This is a genomic window from Roseibacterium elongatum DSM 19469 (assembly GCF_000590925.1).
In the GTDB taxonomy this organism is placed as follows: domain Bacteria; phylum Pseudomonadota; class Alphaproteobacteria; order Rhodobacterales; family Rhodobacteraceae; genus Roseibacterium; species Roseibacterium elongatum.
In genome coordinates, this window is the sequence record NZ_CP004372.1 from 1,903,783 (window position 1) to 1,919,627 (window position 15,845).

A 15,845-nucleotide genomic window follows, 5' to 3' on the forward strand; every position below is an offset into this window, starting at 1 on the left:
GCCATGCTGCCACCCAACAAGTCGCAAGTGCCGGCGCTGTACCAACAGGCGCTCAAGCTGCAGCAGGCCGGGCAATTGACCGAGGCGCGCGGCATTTATGAACGCGTCCTGCTGGTCGTGCCGGGGCAGGCCGAGGTACTGTTTCAGCTTGGGCGGATCGAAGCACAACTGGGTGACGCCGCGAAATCCGAAGGCTATCTGCGCAAGGCCCTGAAAGCGAAACCGACAGAGGCCGCCATCTGGCAGGCCCTGCATGGTGTTCTCGAGGGGCCGGCCCGCCAGAAACTGGCGCGCGAGGCGTTGAAGGCCCGCGTGCCCTTGGGCCTGCCCGCCGAGGTGCAGCCGATCCTGAAACAGATCGCGCAGGGGCAGGCGGAGGTGGCCGAGAAACGCGCCCTCGCCCTGGCCAAGGCCGCACCGCTGGCCGCGGCCCCGCCGCATGCCCTTGGGGTGGCACGGATGGCGCGCGGCCATTGGGCCGCCGCGATCAAACCGCTCGAAGCCGCGTTGGCGCGGGACCCGGCCAATTCGGTCTACAAGGGGGATCTGGCGCGCGCGCTGGCCCGCGTCGGCCAGCCCCGCCGCGCCGAGGCGTTGATGCACGAGGCCATGGCCGCAGGCCATTCCATGGCCCGGCCCCTTGCGCGTTTGCTGCGCGATACCTGCCGCGCCGACGCGGCGGCCAAACTGCTGGTCAAGGCGGCTGGCGCGCAGCCCCGGGATGTGGACCTGCAGATGGAACTGGCCAGCGTACTGGCAGAGTTGCGCCGCCCCGATGAGGCTAGGCGCGCCCTGGAGACGGCGATCAAGGCAGGGGGCGCGCGGCGATCCTTGACCGCGCGGCTGGCCCAGGACCTCGAGACAGCGGGCGAAGGCGCCGCGGCGCGTGCGCTGCTCGACGCATTGCTCGCGCGCGAGCCCGCCGAGCCGGGCCTGTTGACGCAACGGGCCCAGTTGCGCCAGACGTGTGGCGACCTTGCCGGGGCGGAGACGGACCTCGCCGCCGCGCTGGCGGCCGACCCATCCTATGCCGAGGCCTATCGCGCCTATGCCAATGGGCGCAGGATCGAGGGCGACGATCCGGTCCTGTCCCGGATGGAGGCGCAGTTGGGCCGTCCGTCGCTGGATGCCCGTGCGCGCCGGACGCTCGGGTTTGCGGCGGCCAAGGCGATGCACGATCTGCGCCGCTACGACGAGGCCGCAGATCACCTTGCGCGCGCCAATCGCCTGATGGCTTCGGCCTTTCCCTACGGATTCGAGGCCGATCTGGCCGAGGCCCGGCTGCTGGTGTCCGAATGGCGCGCGACATTGCAGGGCCTGACGCCGGAGGGGCCGGACGATCCCGTCCTGTTCGTGACCGGCCTGCCGCGGTCGGGCACGACCCTGGCCGAGACGATCCTCGCGGCCCATTCCCGCGTCACCCCGGCCGGCGAGTTGCCCTTCCTCTACCGGGCCCTGGCCCCGGCGATCGACGCCTTGCGCAGCGGATCGGGTGGCGCCACGGATTTCGCCGAGGCCGGCGCACGCTACCTTGCCGCCGCCCGTCGCCGCAGCGGCGCGGCAGACATTATCGCCGACAAGGCCATTTCGACCTTTTCGCGGATCGGGCACGCCGCCATGGCCCTGCCTGGCGCCAGGTTCATCGTGTTGCGCCGCGATCCGCGCGATGTCGGGCTGTCGCTCTGGCGCAATCTCTTTGCCGAGGGGCAGCATCGGTATGCCTATGACCTCGCGCAGATGGGCCGATACATCCGCTTGCACGATGCCCTGGTGCGCTTCTGGTCCGAGGCGTTGCCCGAGCGGGTGCATGTCCTCGATTACGAGGAGCTGACGGCCCGGCCCGAGTCGCAGATCCGGGCGCTGATCGCTTTTGCCGGTCTTGAGTGGGAGGGGGCCTGCCTGTCGCCCGAAACCGCCGATCGTGCCATCAGCACGCTCAGCTTTGCCACCGCCCGGCAGCCCATCGGGCGCGATGCCGTCGCAGGGTGGCGCCATTACGAAACGGCCCTGGCCCCTTTGCTGAGCGCCCTGGAAACCGAGGTCAGTCTGTTCCCGACCGACTGACGCCGGTCTCCGCGATCATGCCGACAAAACGCAAAAGGCGGCCGTTCTGGCCGCCCTGCGCAAGCGTTCGCAATGGGTGTGGTCAGCCCGTGGCCTTCAGGCCGGCCGGCTTGGCCGCGATGCCGCGCTTCGGGCGCGCCGCGCGGTGCCAAGGCATCTTCACGTCTTCTGCCTTTTTGGCTTCGTTCAGGACCGTTTTCATCCAACGCCGGGTTTTCATCTGCCTGTTCCTTTCGTGCCGCGATTTTTCGCTATGTTCGTTTGGTCATGCCCTTTCCGGGCTTGAGACCAATGTGACCCGGCTTTCCGGCAGTCTTGGGGCGAAATCGCTAATCGGCGGTAAAAAATCGGGGCAGGATTTGGGCGCTGATCGGGGACGATGCGGCCTTTTTCATTTGGGTTTTCTGAAAATGCGACCGGTCTTTGCGGCACCGATGGGGCGGCCTCTGCCCTGATCGCGCCCAGATTGCTACCCTGTCACATGGCGACGGGGCAGCGCCGTGTCGTCAGAGACGAATCGCCGACAGCAGCCGGCCATAGTCCGCCTCGCCGCGATGGGTTGCGCGGCGATAGGAAAAGAACCGGTCCTGATCGGAATAGGTGCAGTGGCGCGTCCATTCGGCCGCCGCCACCCCGGCCGCGCGCAGACGCTGCAAACCGTAGCCGGGCAGATCGAACAGGTACTTGCCATCGGCCGAATTGATGAAAAAGCGGCCATTGGCGGGATCGTCGTCAAGGAACCTTTCCAGGAATTCCTGTCCGACCTCGTAGGCGCGTTGGCTGATCGAGGGGCCGATGACGGCGCGGATCGAAGCGCGCGTCGCGCCAAGGGCCTCCATTCGGTCGATCGTGGCGTCCAGCACACCGTCCAGCGTGCCGCGCCAGCCGGCATGGGCGGCGGCCACCACGCCCGCCGTGCGATCCGCAAAAAGCACCGGCTGGCAATCGGCGGTCAGGATCGCAACGGCGAGTCCGGGCGTCGCGGTGACGATGGCATCGGCGCGCGGACGGTCCGCGGCCGCGTCGGGCGGTGTCGCAAGGGTCACCGCCTGGGCCGAATGCACCTGATGAACCGTTACAAGCCGTTCGGGCGCTACATCCATGGCATGGGCGGCACGCTTGCGGTTCATCTCGACGATCTCTGCCTGATCCGACGAACCGCCGCCGCAGTTCAAGCCTTCGAAAATGCCCGAACTCGCCCCGCCGCGCCGGGTGAAAAAGGCGTGGTGGACCCCGTCGAGCAGGGGCGATGTCAGGATTTCGAGCTGCGGTGTCGAAGCAACCATGGGGTCAGACAGTGTCTTGTTGTCGGGCAAGGCCGGGCGGCGGGGGCGCATCGGGCGGTGTGAGGGCGAGCATCCGAAAGAGGTTTCCCATTTCTTCGTGATGCGTCAACCGCCTGTGTGCGGTTACGATGGCCTCGCGCTCCGGGCCGGGCCGCCCGGCGGCCAGCGCCTGGGCCCGCGCGGTTATGCCGAGCCGTTCCAGAAACACGCCCTGCGGCGTCAGGGCCGAGGCCATTGCGGGGCACGCCGCCGCGGCGATCGGGGCAAACGCGACATGGGCGGTCAGATCGGCCATGCCAGGGCTGTCGAGGGGGTCGGTAGGGGCATGGCCCGCGACCGCCTGAAAGGTGTCGCCGATGCTGTCCCACTCGCCATAATCGACGATCAGCGCCACGCCGCCCCCCGCGCACAGGCGTCGCCCGATCTCGCCGGCGATGGCCGTGGCGGGGGCGCAGGTCTCGACGATCTGCCCTTCGGTGACTGTGGCAAGCCGGTCGGCCAGCATCGCCACCGGGACGGGGGGCGCAAGGCCCCAGATCAGCCTGTCCTGCGCCGCGCCGACCATGCGTTCGTGCCAGCCATCGGCGCGCCCGCGCTGGAACTGCCGGATCGGCAGCGCGTCGAAAAACTCGTTGGCCAGCAGGAAGAGCGGCCCCTCGGGCACGGTTTCCAACGTGTCGTGCCAGGTCGGGCGATACCCGGTCAGCGTTTCGGCCTGGGTTGCACGCAGGGTCGGCGACGCTTCGACAAGGTGCAGGCTCAGGGCGTCGTGAAAGCCCGGCACCCCGCGCGTGGCGCGCAGCACATCCGACATCAAGGTGCCACGGCCCGGACCCAACTCGGCCAGGGTAAAGGGGGCCGGCGCCCCCTGATCCATCCAGACCTGCGCCAGCCACAGCCCCAGCAATTCGCCGAACATCTGGCTGATCTCGGGGGCGGTGATGAAATCGCCCTCGCGGCCCAAAGGATGCTGCGTGGTATAGTAGCCGTGTTCGGGATGAAGCAGGCACTCGGTCATGTAGTCCGCGACCGTCATCGGGCCGGTCCGGGCGATGCGGGAGATCAGGCGGTGTTTCAGTGCGCTCATGCTGCGGGCCTGCGCCGGATCAGCCACAGGCCCGCCAGGATCATCGGGATGGTCAGAAGCTGGCCCATCGTCAGGCCCATCGCAGGGCCGAATTGCAGCGCATAGCCCAAGGGATTGCCGGGGCCGGCGAATTGCGCGTCCGGCTGGCGGACGAACTCGACCGCGAAGCGCGACAGCCCGTAGAGCACGAAGAACAGGCCCGTCAGCGCGCCGGGCCGTTTCAGCCAGCCGCGGCGCCAGGCCAGCCACAACAGGATGGCGCCCATCACCAGACCTTCAAGCACAGCCTCGTAAAGCTGCGAGGGGTGGCGCGCACAGGCCAGCCCCCACTCGGTCTGGACCATGCCCACCGGCGTCAGACAATCCTGCGCCGCCCGGCCCGGAAACACGACGGCCCAGGGCACATCGCTGGGCCGGCCCCACAACTCGGCATTGATGAAATTTGCGACGCGCCCAAGGAACAGGCCGATGCCGACCACCATCGCCATCGCATCGGCCACCTGGAGCGGTGGGATGCCGTGGCGGCGGCACCAAATCCACGCTGACAGCGTCACGCCGATCAGCCCGCCGTGGAAGGACATGCCCCCCTCCCAGATGCGAAGAATGGCCAGCGGGTCCGATAGGTAACCGTCCGGTTGGTAGAACAGGACATAGCCGAACCGGCCCCCAAGGATCACGCCGAGAACAACCGACGTCAGCAACCCCTCGACCTGGTCGGGTCGCATCGGGGCCGTATCCCCCGGCCAGAGTGCGTGGCGCTTGACCGCCTGCAGGATGATCCACCAGCCGGCTGCGAAGCCCACGATATAGGCCAAAGCATACCAGCGCAGGGCAAAGGTGAAACTGCCGATCGTGATGGTGAAGATCTCGGGTGAAATCTCGGGGAAGAGGATCGCGAAGGGCATGGCGTCTCCGTCTGATCGGGGCCGGGTGATGGCGTCGGATGCAAGGGGTGGCCGGGCCCTGCGGCGAAGTCAACCTTGATCGCGGCCGGTATCGGGGCCATATCTGCCCCAAGCTGTAACGGAGAATGTGATGCAGACCCGCAACAAGATCATGGAAGATGTCAGCCAGTTGATGACCAATGCCATGGGTGTCGCACAGGGCGCCAAGGCCGAGGCCGAGACGGCCATGAAATCCATGATGGACCGTTGGCTGGCCGATCGCGATTTCGTCACACGCGATGAATTCGAGGCCGTCCGGGCCATGGCACAGAAGGCACGCGAGGAGAACGAGGCGCTCAAGGCCCGTCTCGAGGCGCTGGAAGGCGGCAAGGGCTGAGCGGCAGCCCACACACGCTACGCGACAGGGGGGCCTCGAGCCCCCTTTTTCATGGGCGGCTGCGTGCCCTTCGTCTTTCCCCGATTGCGCCCGGTTTGTGCCATAAGGGGACGCTAGGGCTCGGCGGGTATTTCCCAGCCCCGAGTGCCGTATGCTGGATCTGTCCGACCTTCACATCGCGATTCCCCTGGCCGTGTCCGGCGCCGCCCTTGTCGTGGCGCTGGTCGTGCCGAAACGGCGATTGCGCGCGCACGGCAAACGGACCGGGCGGCGTGCCGACATCGCCGCATGGCGCATCGGGCACGCACGCAAGACGCCGGTGCCGAAATCAGGCGCGCGCAGGGTGCCTGCATCTGCAAAGCCGTCTGAGGGGAGGGGCATCCCGCCTGTATCCCAGCGCCCCGTTCTGAACCGCTCGGAGGAGCGGGTCTTTGCCCAACTCGAGCATCTGGTCGAGCGCAACATCATGGGCCACGTCCTGTTGGCGCAGGTGTCGATGGGCGAGTTCCTCGCGATCCGGCGCAAGGGGCGCAGCTACGGGGCGTGGACATCCGATTTCAACAGGATCAACGCGAAACGGGTCGACTTCCTGATTGTCGATCCATCCTGGAACCCCGTTCTGGTGATCGAGTATCAGGGTGCGGGGCATTATGGCCCGGACGGGGCGCGCAAGCTGCGGCGCGACGCCGAAAAGCGCGATGCCATCAAGCGCATGATGTGCCACGCGGCCGGGAGCGGCTTCATGGAGGTCATGGCCAGTGGCCTGAACGAGGCGCAATTGGCCGAAATCAACGCGTTGTTTCGCCCGCCCAACTGGCAGGCCGACCTGTAACGCCGGGCGGGATGGCAGAGTTGGGGTTCCCCTAGCGATGGCGGCCACGCCCCGCGCAATATCTTGTGGGTAAGCCGATAACTGGCGGGCTTGCCCCTATCGGTTACAAAAAATCTTCTTTACAGACGTTCCAAGCCAACGCACCATATTTCGTAGGGGCCGGGACTGGCCCGGCGACCCCTAGAGAAGACACCCAGCCAATAGTGGGAGTCTTGGGACGACAACCAAGGCCCCGCGCCGGCTGCCAAATCGAGAGGCCTGGGCAATGTCGCTATCCGAGCAATATCTGGACATCGAAGATCTGCACCCCATCGACATCGTCGAAACGCTGGCGGCGCATCACGAATGGGATTTCGATCGTGTCGCCGATGACCAGATTGCCATGGCCATCGAGGGCCAGTGGCGGACCTATTCCGTCACATTGGCGTGGTCGTCCTATGACGAAACGCTGCGCATGATCTGCACCTTCGACATGGACCCGCCCGAAGAGGCGCGCGGCAAGCTCTACGAGACCCTCAACCTCGTCAATGACCGTTGCTGGGCGGGCGCGTTCACCTGGTGGGCGGCGCAGAAGCTGATGGTCTATCGCTACGGGTTGGTACTGGCGGGCGATCAGTTGGCCAGCCCCGACCAGATCGCGTGTATGGTGGAAACCGCGGTGCTGTCGGCCGAACGGTACTACCCCGCCTTCCAGCTGGCGCTGTGGTCGGATCGCAGCCCCGACGAGGCGATGCAGGTCGCCATTGCAGAGGGCTATGGCCGCGCCTAACCTGCCGCGGGCAAATCGCCCGAGGGAGTAGGCATGTCATTTACCGAGATCGAGCGCCGTGGCCTTGTGATGCTGGGCTGCGGCAAGATGGGATCGGCCATGTTGGCCGGCTGGCTCAAGGGGGGGCTGTCGCCCTCGGCCGTGCATGTGACCGACCCCAACCCGTCCGACTGGCTGCGATCCACGGACGTGTCGATCAATGCCGACCTTCCGCAAACCCCGGCCGTCGCCCTGGTGGCGGTGAAGCCGCAGATGATGGGCGAGGCGCTGCCGCGCATGGCGTCTTACGGTGGCGGCGCGACCCTGTTCATCTCTGTCGCCGCCGGCACGCCGATCTCGGCTTTCGAGGCGGCTTTGGGTGCGGGCACCCGTATCGTCCGCGCGATGCCCAACACGCCGGCCGCCGTGGGCAAGGGGATCACCGCGATCATCGGTAATGAGCAGGCCGGTGCGGCCGATCTCGACACGGCCGAGGCCCTGCTTTCGGCCATCGGGCAGGTCGTACGCCTTCAGACCGAAGATCAGATCGACGCGGTCACCGGCGTGTCCGGGTCCGGGCCGGCCTATGTCTTCTACATGATCGATGCGCTGGCCGCCGCCGGCGTGGCCGAGGGGCTTGCCCCCGATCTGGCGATGCACCTGGCCAAGGCGACGGTGGCCGGGGCCGGGGCGCTGGCCGAAACCGCCGCGGAAACGCCCGAACAGTTGCGCATCAACGTGACCTCGCCCAACGGCACCACACAGGCAGGGCTGGAGGTTCTTATGAAAGAAAAGGGCGGGCTGATGCCGCTGATGCGCGCCACGGTGGCTGCCGCCGCGGCCCGCAGCCGGGAGTTGAAGGGATGAGCGACGAGATCGGTTTCGACGACTTTCTCAAGGTCGATATCCGTGTCGGCACCGTGACCCGCGCCGAACCCTTCCCCGAGGCGCGCAAGCCCGCGATCAAGCTTTGGGTCGATTACGGCCCCGAGATCGGGGTCAAGAAAAGCTCGGCCCAGATCACGGCCCATTACACGCCCGAGGATCTGGTCGGCAAAAGGGTGATGGGCGTGGTGAATTTTCCCCCGCGTCAGATCGGCCCCTTCATGTCCGAGGCGCTGGTCCTCGGCTTTCACGATGATAACGACGCGGTTGTCCTTGCCACATCGGACAAGGATATCCCCAATGGCGCGAGGCTGTGCTGATGAACCTGCTGATGTCCCGCCGCCTGCCCGACAGCGTCATGTCCGAGGCCGAGGCGTGTTTTCACGTCACCTGCCGAGCGACGACCCTGCCGATGGATCACGGCGACTGCGTGGCGGCGCTCGAGGCTTATGACCTGATCGTGCCAACCCTTGGCGATGCGTTCACGGCCCAGGCGTTTGATGCCGCCGGGCAGCCGCGCTGCAAACTGCTGGCCAATTTCGGCGTCGGCTACAACCACATTGACGTTCCCGCCGCCCGCGCCGCGGGTGTGGCCGTGACCAACACGCCGGGGGCGGTGACCGATGCGACCGCCGATATCGCCATGACGCTGATCCTGATGACCGCGCGCCGCGCGGGCGAGGGCGAGCGTCTCGTGCGCGCCGGCCAATGGACGGGCTGGCACCCGACCCAGATGCTGGGCCTGCATGTCACTGGCAAAACCGTTTGCGTGATCGGCATGGGCCGTATCGGGCAGGCCATCGCGCGGCGCTGCCATTTCGGGTTCGGATGCCGCATCCTCTATGTGAACCGCTCGGCGAAACAGGTCGACTTCCCGGCCGAGCAACGGGACATGGCCGATGCGCTGGGACAGGCGGATATCGTCGTGCTTGCCACGCCCGGCGGGGCCGAGACATACCACCTGATCGGGGCCGATGCTTTCGCGGCCATGCAGCCGGATGCGATCTTCGCCAACATCTCGCGCGGCGACGTGGTGGACGAGACGGCCCTGATCGATGCCTTGCAGACCCGTCAGATCGCCGGTGCCGGGCTCGATGTCTACGAACACGAACCCGCTGTGCCGCAGGCCTTGCGCGTCATGGACCAGGTCACGCTTCTGCCGCATCTGGGCACGGCGGCCTTGGAGGTGCGCGAAGCGATGGGGCGCATGGCGCTGGCCAATTGCATCGCCGTTTCCGAAGGGCGCGCGCCACCGAACCCGGTGCCCTGACCTGCCCCTTCATCTTGGCAAGAAAACTCCGGGGGTGAGGCCGCAGGCCGAGGGGGCAGAGCCCCCTTTGCGCGCGGCGCTAGGCCCGCGCCACAGCGCGGCGCAACCCTTCAGCGCGGCGGACGGTCCCCGACGGCTTCGCGGAAATGGCGACGACACAGGGCGACATAGCGATCGTTGCCGCCGACCTCGATCTGGTCGCCCTCGGTCAGGGCCGCCCCGCTGTCATCGACCCGAATGACCATCGTGGCCTTCTTGCCGCAATGGCAGATCGTGCGCACCTCGCGCATTTCGTCGGCCAGCGCCAACAGCGCGGCCGAGCCGGGGAACAACTCGCCCCGGAAATCCACGCGCAACCCGTAGGCCATCACCGGCACGCCCAGATCGTCCACCGCACGGGCCAGTTGCCAGACTTGCGCACGGGTCATCCACTGGGCCTCATCGATGAGGACACAGGCGCAAGGTCCGGCCGAAAGCCGCACCTCGATCTTCGCGAACAGGTCGTCATCGGCGGTGTAGGTGTCGGCCTCGGCCTCGATGCCGATGCGGCTGCCGATTTTGCCGGCACCGGCCCGGTCATCGAACCGCGCGGTCAGCAGGTAGGTCTGCATGCCACGTTCGTTGTAGTTGTAGGACGCTTGCAGAAGCAGGGTGGATTTGCCTGCATTCATCGTCGAGTAGTGAAAGTACAGCTTGGCCATGACCGGCTTGTGCCGCAGGGGCCCGCCGCCTGCAAGATTGACCATGCCGCCCAAACACGGTTTTGTGCGCGGGATCGAGACAGGGGGCAGGGCATGGGCGACGCGGCCAAAGGCTATCTCAAGCGCCATACGGAACGGTTGATCAAGGATGTCGGCTATGCCGCTGCCTGCGACTTGACCGGGCGATCCAAGGCCACGCTGGGGCGCTACTTTTCCGAGGCGGACGAACATGCCGAACGCTTCATGCCGGTCGATGCGGTGGCCGCGCTCGAGGCGGCCTCGAGTTTTCCGCATGTCACCGCCGCCCTGGCCGAATTGAATGGCGGTCAGATGAGCTATGGCTCGGATCGGCGCAATTCCCTGCGCGGCGAGGGCGAGGCGGGGGTGAATGCGAATGTCATCAAGTTGAGCCAGCGCTTCGCCATCCTGATGGCCGAATACCACCAGTCGATCGAGGATGGCGTGATCTCGGTCAACGAGGCGCGGCGCCTGTTGGCGGAAACGCTCGAATTGCAAAAGGTTCTGGTCGAAATGAAGCTGCGGCTGGAAACCGAAAGCCGCGGCCAGACGCCATGAGGCGCCGGGTCAGCCGACCCGTTCCACGATCACCGACCCGACCGAGTAGCCCGCGCCGAACGAACAGATCAGCCCGAGATCCCCGGGGCTCAGGTCGTCCGAATGGGTCGCAAAGGCAATGATGGACCCCGCCGACGAGGTGTTCGCATAGTCTTGCAGGATGTTGGGCTGTTCGCCCGGCCGGGGCGTGCGGCCCAACACCTTCTTTCCGATATAGTCGTTCATGGTCTTGTTCGCCTGGTGCAGCCACAGCCGGTTCAACTCGTCCGCGCCAACGCCCGCGTCCTCCATGTGATCCGCGATGTGCTGCGCCACAAGCGGCAGCACCTCCTTGAACACCTTGCGGCCATTCTGCATGAACTGCATGTCGCGCCGGTCATCCATGTGCCCCTTGCGGGTGCGGCGCAGAAAGCCGGCGTTGTTGCGGATATTGTTCGAGAATTGCGTCGCGCAGCGGGTCGAGCGGATCGCGAAATGCGGCCCCTTGGCCAGATCCGCGCGCTCGATCAGGATGGCGGTGCAGACATCGCCGAAGATGAAGTGACAGTCCCGGTCGCGCCATTCCAGATGGGCCGAGCAGATCTCGGGGTTGACGACCAGCGCGCGGCGGATGCTGCCTGCACGGATCATGTCGGCGGCGGCCTGGATACCGAAGGTCGCTGACGAGCACGCCACGTTCATGTCAAAGCCGAAACCGCCGGTGCCCAACAAATCCTGGATCTCGATGGCGATGGCCGGGTAGGCGCGTTCATGGTTCGATGCGGCGCAGATCACGGCATCGACCTCGGGGGCCGCGACACCGGCCATGTCCAGCGCATCGCGGCACGCGGGCAGCGCCATCTCGGCCATCTGGCCCGGTTCGTCGTCACGGCGTTCGCGCAGCCACGGGTGCATCACCTCGGGGTCGAGAACGCCGGTCTTGTCAAGCACGTAGCGCTGTTCGATCCCCGACGCGGCCAGGATGAACTCGGACGAGGACGGTTGTTTGGCCTCGACCGCGCCCGCGGCGATGGCCTCGGCGTTTTCGGCGTTCCAGCGCGCGGCATAGGCGTTGAAGGCGGCGACAAGCTCATCATTGGTGATGACCTGCGATGGCGTGAACACGCCTGAGCCGGTGATGGCGGGCTGGTGCATGTCTCTGGGTCCCTTGTGGTTCGGGCAAGGGACCGCAGCGGACCGTGCAGGTCAAGGGCCGGGATGCAGAACGCGGGCCGGTTTGGGGCCGGCCCGCGCAGGTGTCGTTGCGTCAGGGGCGCCCGATCAGGCCGCCAGCCCGAGCTTGTGGACGTGGATTTCAAAGATCGGATGCGTCTCGGCGCCCACGACCTCGCCATTGTGGTGCCGGAAGATCGAGCGCCAGTAGGGTTGGATGATGACCCCTTCGTCGATCATGATCTGCTGGATATCGGCCATCAGAACGCGCCGCGCATCGGCATCCGCGATCGCCGAGGCTTCTTCCAGAAGTCGGTCGAATTCCTCGTTCGCAAAGCCTGTTTCGTTCCACGCCACGCCGGATTTATAGGCCAGCGTCAGGTTCTGCACGCCAAGTGGCCGGTGGCCCCAATCGGTCGACGAGAACGGGTAGTTCGTCCAGTCGTTCCAGAAGGTGTTGCCCGGATAGATTGTGCGGTTGACGGTGAACCCGGTGTCGCGCAGCTGCGCCGCGCAGGCATCGGTGGTCGGCCGGCGCCAGCTGTCGTCGATCGAGATCAGCTCGTGCTCGTAATCCATCTGGCCGGCTTCTTCCATCAGCGCGCGGGCGGCTTCGGGGTCATAGACCGCCGGGCCGATATCGGCGTATTCGGGATGGACGGGGCAGACATGGTGGTTTTCGGCCACGGTGCCCAACCCGTTCACGCCCAGATCCAGCAGAACCTGGTGGTTGACACCCAGGGCCAGCGCACGGCGCACGCGCACGTCATCGTAGGGCGGATTGTTCTGGTTGGTGCGAATGACGCAGGTCTGGGCCGACACGGCTTCGGATTTGGTCCAGCCGATGGCATCGAACACGTCGACGAAATCGCCGAGCGTTTCGTAGAGCATGTCGACTTCGCCGGCTTCGGCGGCGGCGACATGTGCGGCCTGATCGGTGCCGAGATCGATGAACACGATCCGGTCCAGCGCCGCCGCGTTGCCTTCGTCCCACCAGGTGTGATCGGAGTTCTTTTCCAGCACGGCGCGGACGCCGACCTCGTACTCGACCATGCGGTAGGGGCCGGTGCCGATCTGGTTGTCGGCCGGATTGCCGCTGAAGCCCGCCTGCACGATGGCCGAGGGATAGTCGGAAATCGTCGGCAGGATCGTGATGTCGGGCCGCGACAGGTTCAGGCGCACGGTCAGGTCGTCGACGATCTCGATGGCGCCGTCGCGCGCGGCCGTGCCCTCTTCGTTCTGCAGCGCACCCATGCGCGAGGCCATCGAGTTGCCCTCCATCGAGCCGTCGCACCAGCGGTTCACGTTATAAGCGACATCCTCGGCGGTGAAGGCGGTGCCGTCATTCCACATGACGCCCGGACGCAGGTTCAGCACGTAGACCGTGGCATCCTCGTTCACCTCCCAACTGTCCAGCAAGCGGCCTTCGAAGGTGCCGTCGCGGTTGTACTGCACGAGGTATTCCAGCCAGCCGCGGCAGATATTGGCGACTTGCGGCCAGTCGAAAGTCGGCGGATCTTTCAGGGCGCGCACGTCCTGCTGGATGCGCAACTCGCCGCCTTGCTGCATCTGGGCTTGGGCGTGGGCGGGGCTGACGCCGATCAGCGCATAGGCGCCTGCGGCCGACACACCCAGCGCGGTGGCCCGGCTGAGGAACTCGCGCCGTGACAGCGTGCCGTCGGCGACCTCTTGTGCATAGGCGCGTGCGGCAGGGTGCACGTTTCGTGCGGAATACATCATGAAAATTCTCTCCCGGTTGGACCGTCTGATGGATCAATGTATCGCCGATTGGTCCAAAAGCGACACGGAGGATCAAAAACGACATCCCCGCATCTGGCAACCCTGACCCAAGGAACGCGGATCCGTGATAGCTGCGCTTCTTGACACGCCCGTGAAACTGGCCACCTTGCGCCCGACCGACCGACAGGAGGCCCCATTGGCACAATCGCCGTCGCCCTTTTCCGGCTACGAGTTCATGATCGCCTGGCGCTACCTGCGCGCCCGTCGCGCCGAGGGTGGCGTCAGCACGATGACCTGGATCAGTTTCGTCGGCATCGCTCTGGCGGTCATGGCCCTGATCGCGACATTGGCCGTGCGGTCGGGGTTTCGGTATGAATTCGTCGGCACGATCCTGGGGGCCAATCCGCATGTCAGCGTGATGGGCCAGGAACGCTACGCCTATACCGATGAACAGCTCGAGCTGATCGCGACCAATCCCGATGTGGCCGCCGCGCTTCAGGGGCGGGCCGCCACGACGCGGACCATCGCCAATCCCGACCAGATTGCCGAGGCGGTGCGCGCGGTGCCCGGCGTGGTGCATGCCGCCGCCGTCATTCGTGCCGAGGTCATGGCCAGCGCCTCGGGCGAGGATACGCTGGGGCAGGTGATCGGGATCACGCTGGACGATCTGCGCACCGTGCCGCTCGTCCGCGACCCCGAAATCTTCTGGGGCGATCTGGAACGGTTCGAAGAGGGGGTCGCCATCGGCGATGCCTTGGCGCGCCGGCTGGGCCTTCGCGTCGGGGACGAGATCCGCATCACCTCGCCCAATGGCGCGCAGACGGCGGGCGGCCGGGCCGCGCGTATCGGCAGTTACGAGGTCGTCTATATCTTTCGCGTCGGCCGCTACGACATCGACTCGATCCGCATCTACATGCCGATGGCCGAGGCGCAGAGCTTCTTCAACCGCGACGGCGTGGCCGACCGCATCGATATCGCGGTCGACGATCCCGAAGGCGTCGAAACCATGTACGCTCCCTTGGTCCGCGCTGCGGGCGAGGGGGTCTACCTGCGCACATGGCAGGACAGTGCCGGGGCCTATCTGCGCGCCCTGCAGATGGAGGACAACGTGATGTTCATCATCCTGTCCATCCTTGTGCTGATCGCGACGATGAACATCGTCTCGGGGCTGATCATGCTGGTCAAGAACAAGTCGCGCGACATCGGCATCCTGCGCACCGTCGGCCTGACCGAGGGGGCGGTGCTGCGCGTGTTCTTCATCTGCGGCTCGGCCATCGGGGTGGCGGGCACCTTGATGGGGGTGGCGCTGGGCTGTGCCTTCGCGATCTGGATCGACCCCATCTTTTCCTTCGTGAACTATCTTGCCGGGGGCGGGGCATGGGACCCCTCGGTGCGGTTCCTGTCGTCGCTGCCGGCCCGACTGGAATGGGGGGACGTCCTCAGCGCGGTCAGCCTGTCGCTGGGACTGTCCTTTTTCATCACGATCTTCCCGGCGCGGCGCGCGGCGCGGATGAACCCGGTCGAGGCGTTGCGCTATGAGTGATCCGATCCTGCGGCTGGACGGGCTGGAAAAGGGCTACAACCGCGGCAAGCCGAACGAGGTTCTGGTGCTGCGCGGGGCCAGCGCCGTGATCGCACCGGGCGAGGTCGTCGGCCTGATCGCGCCCTCGGGCGCGGGCAAATCGACCCTGCTGCATATCGCGGGGCTGCTCGATACCCCCGATGCGGGCGAGGTCAGCATTGCGGGTTCGGCCATGGCGCGCGCGTCGGACCGGGCGCGCACCGCCGCACGGCGCGCCCTGGTGGGGTTCGTCTATCAGTTCCACCACCTGCTGCCCGAGTTCAGCGCAGCGGAAAACATCGCCGTTCCGCAACTGGCGCATGGGGCCGCCAAACCCGAGGCGATGGCCCGCGCGCAAAGCCTGCTGGACAAGGTCGGCCTGGCCGCTCGCGCCGATCACCGCCCCGCGGCCCTGTCGGGGGGCGAACAACAGCGCGTGGCCTTCTGCCGTGCTCTGGCCAACGCCCCGCGCCTGTTGCTGGCGGACGAACCCACCGGCAACCTCGACCCCGAAACCTCGGACGCCGTTTTCGCCGTGTTGATGACCCTCGTGCGCGAGACGGGCATGTCGGCCCTGATCGCCACGCATAATCACGATCTGGCCGCCCGGATGGATCGTGTGTTGCGGCTGGAACAGGGCATCCTGGTCGATAGCTGAGCCG

The 15,845-nt window shown here is 66.4% G+C and carries 16 protein-coding genes; 10 read left to right on the forward strand and 6 right to left on the reverse strand.

Annotated features, from left to right (window positions below; translation table 11 throughout):
* The first annotated feature begins 3 nt into the window (after positions 1 to 3).
* Positions 4 to 2,064, forward strand: coding sequence for a tetratricopeptide repeat-containing sulfotransferase family protein (locus ROSELON_RS17465; protein ID WP_025312140.1), 2,061 nt, complete (start codon positions 4 to 6; stop codon positions 2,062 to 2,064).
* Positions 2,065 to 2,570: 506 nt separating this feature from the next.
* On the opposite strand, the gene pgeF is transcribed toward ROSELON_RS17465, so the two are convergent.
* From pgeF to lgt, 3 genes are read right to left on the reverse strand one after another with little or no spacing between them, the layout of a single operon-like run.
* On the reverse strand, positions 2,571 to 3,350 hold the full coding sequence (pgeF, locus tag ROSELON_RS09330; RefSeq protein WP_038651275.1) for a peptidoglycan editing factor PgeF: 780 nt from the start codon (positions 3,348 to 3,350) through the stop codon (positions 2,571 to 2,573).
* A gap of 4 nt (positions 3,351 to 3,354) precedes the next feature.
* Positions 3,355 to 4,437 (reverse strand): class I SAM-dependent methyltransferase, encoded by a 1,083-nt coding sequence (locus ROSELON_RS09335; protein ID WP_025312142.1) that lies wholly within the window; start codon positions 4,435 to 4,437, stop codon positions 3,355 to 3,357.
* Positions 4,434 to 5,342, reverse strand: coding sequence for a prolipoprotein diacylglyceryl transferase (gene lgt, locus ROSELON_RS09340; protein WP_025312143.1), 909 nt, complete (start codon positions 5,340 to 5,342; stop codon positions 4,434 to 4,436). Before lgt ends, ROSELON_RS09335 begins: the two co-directional genes overlap by 4 nt.
* Positions 5,343 to 5,472: 130 nt before the next feature.
* Here lgt and ROSELON_RS09345 point away from each other — a divergent pair, with 130 nt between their 5' ends.
* From ROSELON_RS09345 to ROSELON_RS09370, 6 genes are all read left to right on the forward strand, one after another.
* On the forward strand, positions 5,473 to 5,718 hold the full coding sequence (locus ROSELON_RS09345; protein ID WP_025312144.1) for an accessory factor UbiK family protein: 246 nt from the start codon (positions 5,473 to 5,475) through the stop codon (positions 5,716 to 5,718).
* Positions 5,719 to 5,869: 151 nt separating this feature from the next.
* Complete coding sequence (locus ROSELON_RS17470; RefSeq protein WP_025312145.1) at positions 5,870 to 6,550, forward strand: DUF2726 domain-containing protein; 681 nt, start codon at positions 5,870 to 5,872, stop codon at positions 6,548 to 6,550.
* A 265-nt stretch (positions 6,551 to 6,815) separates the two neighbouring features.
* Positions 6,816 to 7,319: a type III secretion system chaperone family protein gene (locus ROSELON_RS09355; RefSeq protein ID WP_025312146.1), complete on the forward strand. Its 504-nt coding sequence runs from the start codon at positions 6,816 to 6,818 to the stop codon at positions 7,317 to 7,319.
* Positions 7,320 to 7,352: 33 nt separating this feature from the next.
* A complete protein-coding gene (gene proC, locus ROSELON_RS09360; RefSeq protein ID WP_025312147.1) occupies positions 7,353 to 8,165 on the forward strand; it encodes a pyrroline-5-carboxylate reductase in 813 nt (270 codons plus the stop codon).
* Positions 8,162 to 8,503, forward strand: coding sequence for a tRNA-binding protein (locus ROSELON_RS09365; protein ID WP_025312148.1), 342 nt, complete (start codon positions 8,162 to 8,164; stop codon positions 8,501 to 8,503). Before proC ends, ROSELON_RS09365 begins: the two co-directional genes overlap by 4 nt.
* Complete coding sequence (locus ROSELON_RS09370; RefSeq protein ID WP_025312149.1) at positions 8,503 to 9,453, forward strand: 2-hydroxyacid dehydrogenase; 951 nt, start codon at positions 8,503 to 8,505, stop codon at positions 9,451 to 9,453. Before ROSELON_RS09365 ends, ROSELON_RS09370 begins: the two co-directional genes overlap by 1 nt.
* A gap of 110 nt (positions 9,454 to 9,563) precedes the next feature.
* Here the strand turns inward: ROSELON_RS09370 and ROSELON_RS09375 are convergent, their stop codons facing one another.
* On the reverse strand, positions 9,564 to 10,154 hold the full coding sequence (locus ROSELON_RS09375) for a thymidine kinase (RefSeq protein ID WP_025312150.1): 591 nt from the start codon (positions 10,152 to 10,154) through the stop codon (positions 9,564 to 9,566).
* 93 nt (positions 10,155 to 10,247) lie between these two features.
* Here ROSELON_RS09375 and ROSELON_RS09380 point away from each other — a divergent pair, with 93 nt between their 5' ends.
* Positions 10,248 to 10,730 (forward strand): hypothetical protein, encoded by a 483-nt coding sequence (locus ROSELON_RS09380; RefSeq protein WP_025312151.1) that lies wholly within the window; start codon positions 10,248 to 10,250, stop codon positions 10,728 to 10,730.
* 9 nt (positions 10,731 to 10,739) lie between these two features.
* On the opposite strand, the gene ROSELON_RS09385 is transcribed toward ROSELON_RS09380, so the two are convergent.
* Positions 10,740 to 11,864: a beta-ketoacyl-ACP synthase III gene (locus ROSELON_RS09385; RefSeq protein ID WP_025312152.1), complete on the reverse strand. Its 1,125-nt coding sequence runs from the start codon at positions 11,862 to 11,864 to the stop codon at positions 10,740 to 10,742.
* Between the two features lie 126 nt (positions 11,865 to 11,990).
* Positions 11,991 to 13,619, reverse strand: a complete 1,629-nt coding sequence (locus tag ROSELON_RS09390; protein ID WP_025312153.1) for an ABC transporter substrate-binding protein — start codon at positions 13,617 to 13,619, stop codon at positions 11,991 to 11,993.
* Between the two features lie 199 nt (positions 13,620 to 13,818).
* Here ROSELON_RS09390 and ROSELON_RS09395 point away from each other — a divergent pair, with 199 nt between their 5' ends.
* Positions 13,819 to 15,165, forward strand: a complete 1,347-nt coding sequence (locus ROSELON_RS09395; protein WP_025312154.1) for an FtsX-like permease family protein — start codon at positions 13,819 to 13,821, stop codon at positions 15,163 to 15,165.
* Positions 15,158 to 15,841, forward strand: a complete 684-nt coding sequence (locus tag ROSELON_RS09400) for an ABC transporter ATP-binding protein (RefSeq protein WP_025312155.1) — start codon at positions 15,158 to 15,160, stop codon at positions 15,839 to 15,841. The genes ROSELON_RS09395 and ROSELON_RS09400 overlap by 8 nt, the downstream gene beginning before the upstream one ends.
* Positions 15,842 to 15,845: the final 4 nt, after the last annotated feature.